This is a genomic window from Protofrankia sp. CiP1_Cm_nod3 (genome assembly GCF_982290655.1).
The window spans coordinates 12,885-21,164 of sequence record NZ_CEVIVD010000087.1; the positions used below are offsets into that span (position 1 = coordinate 12,885).

Annotated in this window: 7 protein-coding genes; 6 read left to right on the forward strand and 1 reads right to left on the reverse strand. The window is 70.8% G+C overall.

Going from position 1 to position 8,280, the window contains the following annotated elements:
- Window positions 1-141 precede the first annotated feature (141 nt).
- The 6 genes from AC5LUJ_RS16240 (at window position 142) to AC5LUJ_RS16265 (ending at window position 6,174) form a co-directional block, all read left to right on the forward strand.
- Window positions 142-459, forward strand: a complete 318-nt coding sequence (locus AC5LUJ_RS16240) for a hypothetical protein (protein ID WP_250284246.1) — start codon at window positions 142-144, stop codon at window positions 457-459.
- Entirely contained in the window at window positions 434-1,711 is a 1,278-nt protein-coding gene (locus AC5LUJ_RS16245) for an ABC transporter substrate-binding protein (protein WP_250284244.1), read from the forward strand. Before AC5LUJ_RS16240 ends, AC5LUJ_RS16245 begins: the two co-directional genes overlap by 26 nt.
- 16 nt (window positions 1,712-1,727) lie before the next feature.
- On the forward strand, window positions 1,728-2,639 hold the full coding sequence (locus AC5LUJ_RS16250) for an ABC transporter permease (RefSeq protein WP_250284243.1): 912 nt from the start codon (window positions 1,728-1,730) through the stop codon (window positions 2,637-2,639).
- A gap of 98 nt (window positions 2,640-2,737) precedes the next feature.
- Window positions 2,738-4,603, forward strand: a complete 1,866-nt coding sequence (locus AC5LUJ_RS16255; RefSeq protein WP_250284241.1) for a dipeptide/oligopeptide/nickel ABC transporter permease/ATP-binding protein — start codon at window positions 2,738-2,740, stop codon at window positions 4,601-4,603.
- A complete protein-coding gene (locus AC5LUJ_RS16260) occupies window positions 4,590-5,582 on the forward strand; it encodes an ABC transporter ATP-binding protein (RefSeq protein WP_250284238.1) in 993 nt (330 codons plus the stop codon). The genes AC5LUJ_RS16255 and AC5LUJ_RS16260 overlap by 14 nt, the downstream gene beginning before the upstream one ends.
- Window positions 5,583-5,637: 55 nt before the next feature.
- The gene (locus AC5LUJ_RS16265) at window positions 5,638-6,174 is read left to right on the forward strand and encodes an LLM class flavin-dependent oxidoreductase (protein WP_250284236.1); all 537 of its coding nucleotides are present in this window, start codon (window positions 5,638-5,640) and stop codon (window positions 6,172-6,174) included.
- On the opposite strand, the gene AC5LUJ_RS16270 is transcribed toward AC5LUJ_RS16265, so the two are convergent.
- Window positions 6,137-7,984, reverse strand: coding sequence for an HAD-IIIC family phosphatase (locus tag AC5LUJ_RS16270; protein ID WP_250284233.1), 1,848 nt, complete (start codon window positions 7,982-7,984; stop codon window positions 6,137-6,139). The two genes, AC5LUJ_RS16265 and AC5LUJ_RS16270, sit on opposite strands and share 38 nt — an antisense overlap.
- Window positions 7,985-8,280: the final 296 nt, after the last annotated feature.

An 8,280-nucleotide genomic window follows, 5' to 3' on the forward strand; every position in this document is an offset into this window, starting at 1 on the left:
CGGCATCCACGTCGGCATGGCATCCACGTCAACACAACAACAGGCGCACAATTATATGACACACCACAAAAGAATCCGGTCATCACAAGATTCAGCGGACGCAGCCCGTGGCCCGCCGTACCCGTATATGAATGGAACACGGTGCAGAACGTCTTATCCGCTGTCAGCCGTCGGCGCCGCCACCGGCGCGGTCGACGCCCCGTTCTCGCCGCCGTCGTAGTAGCGGCGGTCGCGCTGACCGCCGCCGCCTGCGGCAGCGACGACACGGTGTCCTCGGACCCCTCCGCCGCCAGCGGTGTGCTGAGCTGGTCGATACCGCCACTGTCGACCTGGGATCCCGTCGCCTCCAACTCCGGTATCGACGTCACCCCGCTGAGCCTCGCCTACGCCTCCCTGACACGGCTGGCGCCCGACGGTGATGCCGGGCCAGGGCTTGCGAGCGTGGAAGTTCTCCCCTGACGGACTCACGCTCACCTTCACCCTCCGCCCCGGCCAGACGTTCTCCGACGGCGCACCGGTCGACGCCACGGCGATCAGACAGAACGTGGAACGGGGCAAGAACCAGACGGGCTCGCAGGTCGCGCCGTCCCTCGCCGCGATCGCCTCGGTGGACGCGGCCACCCCGACCGAGGCCGTCTTCCACCTCAGCCGCCAGGACTACGCACTGCCCCTCGTCCTCGGCGGGCGCAGCGGCATGATCGTCAGTCCCCGGGCGCTGGCCGGTGACGTGAAGGCGCTGGCCACGAAGCCCGTGGGCGCCGGTCCGTTCTCCCTCACCAGCTACGTGCCGGACGGCCAGGCCGAGCTGACGCGCAACCCCGCCTACTGGGACGCGGCGAACATCCACCTCGCCGGGGTGACCCTGAAGTTCCTCTCCGACCCGGCCACCATCGCGGCGGCGCTGCAGAGCGACGAGATACAGCTGGCCAACTACATCTCCCCACCGCAGGCCAAGGCGCTGACCGCGGCGGGCCTCCAGGTGGAGGAGTTCCGCAGCCTGCAGATCTCCAACCTCGCCATCAACCGGACGATCAAGCCGTTCGACAATCCGAAGATTGTCGAAGCGCTGAACCACGCCGTCAACCGGCAGGAACTGCTGGACAAGCTCAACGCCGGCCACGGCGAGGTGGTCTACCAGCCCTTCCCGCGTGGCTACGTCGGCTACAACCCGTCACTTGAGAACCTCTATACTCACGATCCGGCGAAGGCCAAGGCGCTGCTGACCGAGGCGGGATACGACGGCACGCCGGTCGTCATCAGCTACTTCACCAGCCCGGGCGGGGTGGACCGCGAGGTGGAGGCCCAGCTGTTGCAGGCCCAGTTCGAGGCGATCGGGCTGACGGTCAAACTGGAGAAGATCCCGTTCGGGCAGGTCGCCGAACGCTTCTACGTCAAGCGCGAGGTCGGCCTGCTGCTGAGCGGGACCTTCGGCCGCGAAGCCCCGGCCCAGCAGCTCGCGACCACCGCCACGCAGTACAGCAGCTACGACCCGGCGGCACTCACCGAGGCGCTGAAGAACGTCGCCCGGTTCCCGATCGACGACCCGGGCTACGCCCCCGCCCTGCAGGAGGCCACAAAGATAGCCGCTACCAAGGGCTCGGATGTCCTGGTGTTCTCCCAGCCCTGGCTGCTCGCCCATTCGAAGAAGCTGACGGGCCTGGTCGGGTATCTCACCTCACCGCGGCTCGAAGGCGTCCGGCTGGCCGGGTAGGCGGACCCGCTATCCCATGACCGAGATCACACTCGGCCCGCGGGGCCGGCGGGCGGGAGCGACCAGGGTCGTCCTGCCCGCCGTCCGCCGCGTGGCGGCGTTGCTGGCCACGGCGGTAATCGTGGCGCTGATCAGCAGCCTGGTCATCTTCGCCCTGACCTTCCTGTCGCCCAGCGACCCGGCCGCGCAGAAGCTCGGCCAGAACGCGACCCCGGAGCAGGTCGCCGAGCTGCGGCACCTGTGGGGGCTCGACCGCCCCTTCGTCACCCAGTACCTCAGCTGGCTGGGCGACGCCGTCAGCGGGGATCTCGGCAGGTCGTACTTCTCCGACATCCCGGTCGCCCACAGCCTGGGGCAGCGGCTCGCGGCCGACCTGTCGATCGTGAGCGTCGCCGTGGTGCTGGCCGTGCTGTTCGGCGCCGCGGCCGGTATCGCGGCGGCGGTGTGGCGGGGAAGCGTCGTCGACCGGCTGGTGACGGCGGTGTCCTCGCTCGCGCTCACCGTCCCGGTGTTCCTGGTCGGGGTCGTGCTGGTCGTCCTGTTCGCGGTGACCTGGCGATGGCTGCCGGCGAGCGGGTACGTGCCGATCGCGAAGGATCCCCTCGACTGGCTCCGCCATGTGATCATGCCGGGATTCACGCTCAGCCTGCTGCCCGGCGCCGTCGTGGCCCGGCAGCTGCGCACCTCCCTGGTGAGCTCGCTCGGGGAGAACTACGTCGTCGGAGCGAGGCTGCGCGGGCTGTCCCCGGCTCGGATTCTGTTCGGCCACACGCTGCGCAACGCCGCCGGGCCCGCCCTGGCCACGCTCGGCCTCGAGCTGCCCGACCTGCTCGGCGGGGCCGTCGTCGTGGAGACGGTGTTCGGCCTGCCGGGGATCGGACGATACGCGTTGCAGTGCGCCACCAGCCATGACGTGCCAGTCATTTAGGGAGTGCTGCTGGTGACGGTCGCGTTCGTCCTGATCTCCAACATCACCGTCGACACGCTGCTGTCCCGGCTGCGGCCGGCCACCAGGGAGGAGCACCGATGAGACACGCCCTGCGGGCCGTCTTCTCCTCGCTGCCCACCCGGGCGGCGGGCCTGTTCATCATCGTGATTCTCACGGTCGCGGTGACCGGTGAGACGCTGGCCCCCCACGACCCCCTGGCCCAGGACCTCGACTCGGCCCTGGCCGCTCCCGGCGGAAGCCACTGGCTGGGAACCGACTACCTGGGACGGGACACCCTCAGCCGGCTCGTCGCTGGCACCCGCGAGACGATCTTAAGCGCCGTGGCGATGACGGCCCTCGGCGCCCTGCTCGGCGTGCTGCCGGGCATCGCCTCCGCACTGCTCGGCCGCTGGTCCGCGTTCGCCGCCCTGCGGACGGTCGACGCGCTGCTCACACTGCCCACCGTGATCTTCGCGGTCGCGGTCGGCGGGCTGTTCTCGAACGGCCCGGCCGCCCTGGTCATCGCGATCGGGTTCCTGATGGCGCCACGCTTCTTCCGCATCGTCCGGGCCGAGGCGCTCGGTTTCAGCCGCACCCAGTACGTCGAGTCGGCCGCCCTGCTGGGCGCCTCTCGATGGTGGATCATCCGCCGGCATGTCGGGCGCAAGGTCCTGCCGACGATCGCTGTCACCACCTCGATCACGCTGGGCGGCGCGGTGTTCACCAGATCGAGCCTGAACTTCATCGGCCTGGGCAGCCAGCCTCCCGCGCCGACCTGGGGCGGCATGCTCGCGGTGACAACCAGCCATCTGTGGGAGGACCCGCTCGCGCCGCTGTGGCCCGGGCTGATCATCGTCCTGACGATCTGGTCGTTCCACACCCTCGCGGACGGGCTGCGCGAAGGCCTCGACGTCAGAGCCCCGAGGCATTCGCGTCGGGGCTTGTCCCGCGCCACCTCACCATCTCCCGTCACCTCGCCCGACCTGTCTGAGCAGGCCACGGCTGGGCCGGGGAGCCCGGCCGCCACGGACACACCGGGCATGGGCACAGCCGACCGTACGAGTAGCGGGACCCCCCCGAATGTTCCCGACGACCCGGTGCGCCGGGAAGGCTCCGGTGCCCCGCTGCTGCGGGTGACGGATCTGTGGGTGACCGCGCCCAGCCACACGGCCACTGGCCACCGGGGCGACGTGGTACGCGCGGTCGGCTTCACTCTCGGCCGTGGTGAGGCTCTCGGGCTCGTCGGCGAGTCCGGCAGTGGGAAGACCCTCACCTGCCGCGCGCTGCTCGGCGCCCTGCCGGAAGGCTGCGTCGTCAGCGGCGGAACGATCGTCTTCGACGGCCAGGACGTGACCGCGCTGACCGAGAAGCAGTGGCGCCCGCTGCGTGGCGCCCGGATCGGGACGGTGTTCCAGGATCCGGCGTCCTACCTCAATCCGTCGCTCACCGTCGGCCGGCAGCTCACCGAGGCCCTGCGCCGCCAGGGTGGGCTGGGCCGGCAGGCGGCCCGGCAGCGGGCCCTCGAGCTGCTCTCCGCGGTGGAGATCCGGGATCCGGCGAAGGTCGCCCGGCAGATCCCCAGCCGGCTCTCCGGCGGGATGCAGCAACGGGTCATGCTCGCCGTCGCCGTCTCGTGCGAGCCGGACCTGCTCGTCGCCGACGAGCCGACCACGGCACTCGACGTGCGTACCCAGGCCGAGGTGCTGGCGTTGCTGGCGGCCCTGCGGACACGGCTGAACATGTCCCTGCTGTTCGTCACGCACGACCTCGACATCGTGGCGGGCGTGTGCGACCGGATCGCCGTGTTCCACCGTGGCCGCATCGTCGAGACCGGCCCGGCCGACGAGATCGTCCACCGGCCTTCCCACCCCTACACCCGTTCCCTGGTCGCGGCGGTCTCGGCAGGCGCTGTGCCGGCCGCCTCCCCCGGGTCCGCTCAGGAGGCTCCGATTGTCCGGGTCTGAGCTCGTGCCCGCCGCCCGCAAGCACTCCGACGCGGCCGGCGAACCGATCACCGCCCAGCTGCCGGCCGACGCCGGCCCAGCGGCCAGCACCGGACCGTCCCACGACCTGTCTCCCGCGGACGACGAGCCGTTGCTGCGGGTGGCTGGCCTGCGGGCCGGTTTCCACGGCCCGGACGGGATCACCCACACCGTCCTCGACGGCGTCGCCCTCACGATCTCCCCCGGCGAGATCGTCGGGCTGATCGGGGAGACGGGATCGGGCAAGACGACCCTGGGCCGGGCCGTCGTCGGCCTCGTGCGCCCCACCGCCGGCACGATCCGGTTCGAGGGTACGCAGATCCAGGGCCTGCGCGGCCGGCACCGGCGGGCGCTGCGCCGCCGTGGCCGGATCCAGTTCATCTTCCAGGACCCGCTGCGCTCGCTCGACCCCGACCAGCGGGTCGTCGACATCGTCACGGAAGGGCTCGCGATCCGCCGGGAGCTCGATCCCGCGGGACGCCGTCAGCGCGCCGCCGAGGCCCTCGTCGCCGTCGGCCTCGGCCCGGAGTTCCTCGACCGTCTGCCCGGCGAGATCTCCGGCGGCCAGCGCCAGCGGGTCGCGATCGCCCGCGGGATCGTCACCCACCCCCGGCTGCTGATCTGCGACGAACCGGTCAGCGCCCTGGACGCCGCGAACCGCACGCACATCCTGCGGCTGCTCGCGCGGCTGCGCGACGACCAGGCGATAGCCATGCTGATCATCTCGCACGACCTCGCGAGCATGGCGGACGTCGCGGACCGGGTCGCGGTCCTCCACAACGGCCGGATCGTCGAGGAGGGGCCGACCGCGCGGGTGTTCACGGCACCCGAGCACTCCTACACCCAGTTACTCCTCGCGTCGAGCCCGCTGCCGGCCCCCGGCCCCGGTCCCGAGCGTTACGGCCGTGACCACGGCCCGGCCCCGGCCCTCTCGGAGCCCGGGAGCACCGTCACAGGCTGAAACCGGCATCCCCGGGAGCGGCCAAGAAGAAGCATCCGAGAAGGAGTGGACGACCATGACAGCAGACCGCAGGCTGAAGCTGGGCGCGTTGCTGCACGGGCTCGGCAGCGCGGTCGCGGGCTGGCGCCATCCCGACGTGCCCGCGGACGGCTCCGTTGACTTCGAACTCTACCAGCAGTGGATCCGTACGGCTGAGAAGGGGCGGTTCGACCTGCTCTTCATCACCGACACCCTGCACATCAACGCCAACTCGACCCCGCAGTACCTGACCCAGTTCGAACCGATCGCGCTGCTGGGCGCACTCGCGGCAGTCAGCAGCAACATCGGCCTGGTCGGGACGGTGTCGACCACCTACAGCGAGCCCTACACCATCGCCCGGCAACTCGCGACGATCGACCACATCAGCGGATACGGCCCGCCGTCACGGCGGGCCGTACTGCCGTCTGGTCAGTATCTGTTGTCTGGCAAGTATCTGTATCTGTTGTCCGGGTCCGCCAGCACCTGTTCCGCCGGTGCCTGCCGGCCACTTCTGCCGGTGCCTGCCGGTCACCCGCCTACGAGCCAGCCACCAGGGTTTCGTCGAGCAGGGTGACGTAGGCAGGGATCTGCGTGAGCGACGTCAGATCGTGCCGGAACGTCGTCGCGCCATCGCCGCCGTCCCGCGCGTTCGCCCCCCGCGGGCCGTCCACGGATGCCGGGCTGGTCGGGGCGAACCCGTGCCGGGGGTAGAAGTCAGCCACGATGCGGTTCTTCGCCGTCGGCCGGTAGGCGGCGACGACAGCGCGCGCGCCCGTGTCACGGGCGCGTTCGAGCACGGTCGCCAGGCACGCCTGCTCGATTCCCCGGGAGAACACCCGGCAGCTCAGCAGGAAGTTGTCGATGTGCACGACCTCCTCCACCCGGCGCAGGAAGACCACGCCGACCAGGCCGTTGTCACCGAAACGGTCCGCGGAGCGGATCGTGAGAACCGTGTGCTCCGGCCGGTCGAGCAGATCGCGCAGGTCCGGCGCGGGCAACCGGCGGGTCGTGGTGTTGAACTGGTTCGTCCGCAGGGTGAGCTGGCTGACCCGGGGCACGTCGGCATCCCGGGCGACCCCCAGCCGCACCACGATCTCCAGGCCGCTCAGGTAGTCCTCGATCGAGGTGAAGCTCTCCTGGAAGTCGCGGCGGTCGAGCTCCTCCCGGTAGCGCCGTGCCCGGACCCGGTCCTCGGCGGTCAGCTCCCGGGTGTCGAACCAGCCGTCACGCAGCACCGCGTCCAGGTGGCCGGCGGGATCCTCGTCGACGGCGACCACGGCGACGTCCGGCAGCTCGGCCCGGACGAGGCCGCGCTCGTAGGGGGAGTCATCGACGAAGACGAAGCTGTCGACCCCGATGTTGAGCGAGGCAGCAAGGTCCAGCAGGTTCTCGTGCTTGGGCCGCCAGTTGGCGATGACCCGCACGAAGTCGTCCGGGCGCAGCGTCATCTCCGGATGCCCGGCGAGCGCGTCGCGCACCACGTCGGCCTCGTTCTTGCTGACCGCCGCGAGCAGCACACCCTGCGCCCCGATCTGCTTCACGACCTTCTGCACGGCCCGGAACGCCTCACCCCGGTAGGAGCCGGCGACCTCGATGCCCTCCACCCCGTCGTCACCGACGATCCCGCCCCACAGGGTGTTGTCCAGGTCGAGCACCAGGGCCTTGCTGGTACGCCCTGCGATGTTGCGGGCGAGGTGGCCGGCCTCCCGCGCGTAGGCGGCGAGCAGCTCGGTGGACAGGTACGCCTTGGCGTAGACCGTCAGCCGGGGGTCGGTGACCGGCACGCCCTCGGCGACGAGCGGGTCCAGATCGAGCACCACCAGCGCGGGAAAGCGCTCGGTGAGGCCGAGCAGCCGGGCGTTCGCCCGCCGCCACACCGCCCCCAGCCGGGCCCGCGACCGATGGTCGACGAGCTGGGCGGTGAACCGGCGTGGCAACGGCAGCGTGTTGAGCACCAGGGTTCCCCGGCTGATCTCGGTGAAGCGGGTGACCAACGTCTCGAGCAGGGAGATCTTGGCGTCCAGGACCCGTTCGACCGCGTCGGGATCCCACGGAAGCGGCACCTCGTCGAAGACGATCGTCGGGTCGAGCAGGGCCAGGACGAGATCGGCCCCGTGGGCGTGCAGGGAGCTGCCGGGATCGGTGAGCTCGAACACGTAGCTGTCGAAGGCCCCCAGATGGGGGCGCAGCAGCAGGCCATGCCGGCCCAGTTCCCCGGCCAGGGCCGGCAGCAGCGCAGACACCGTCCCGTGCGCGGTGACGGCGATCCGCACGACCGGGGTCGACGGATGCTCCCGCAGCACCTCGTCCGGGTCGACCTGGGCCAGCAGGCGCCCCGCCCGGGCCAGCTCCTGCGCGGAGGCGTCCGCCAGCAGCTGGCGCACCCTGGGGAACTCGGCGGCTGTCCGACCGTCACGGTGCAGGCCGAGCAGGTCGGTGGCGGCCCGCCGGCCGCCGGCGGGTGCCGCGGAAACGCCTGGGATGGGCCGCGCGGAACCGTGGAATTGGAGACCGTCATCGCCGGAACCTTTCTCGAGAGCGGATCAGCATCGATCCACGGGCGGAGTTCGCCAGCCGTCGTGACCGCATCGGAGTATCCGAACGCCATCCGGCCATCCGGCCATCCGAAGGCCGCGGACACACCGTCAAATCATCCGGGCAGCTACTAAACTCGACTTTC

What these genes read in the sequence shown, in the direction of transcription:
- AC5LUJ_RS16265 (WP_250284236.1), top strand. Translation starts at nt 5,638, where the DNA reads ATGACAGCAGACCGCAGGCTGAAGCTGGGCGCGTTGCTGCACGGGCTC.
- AC5LUJ_RS16255 (WP_250284241.1), top strand. Translation starts at nt 2,738, where the DNA reads ATGAGACACGCCCTGCGGGCCGTCTTCTCCTCGCTGCCCACCCGGGCG.
- AC5LUJ_RS16250 (WP_250284243.1), top strand. Translation starts at nt 1,728, where the DNA reads ATGACCGAGATCACACTCGGCCCGCGGGGCCGGCGGGCGGGAGCGACC.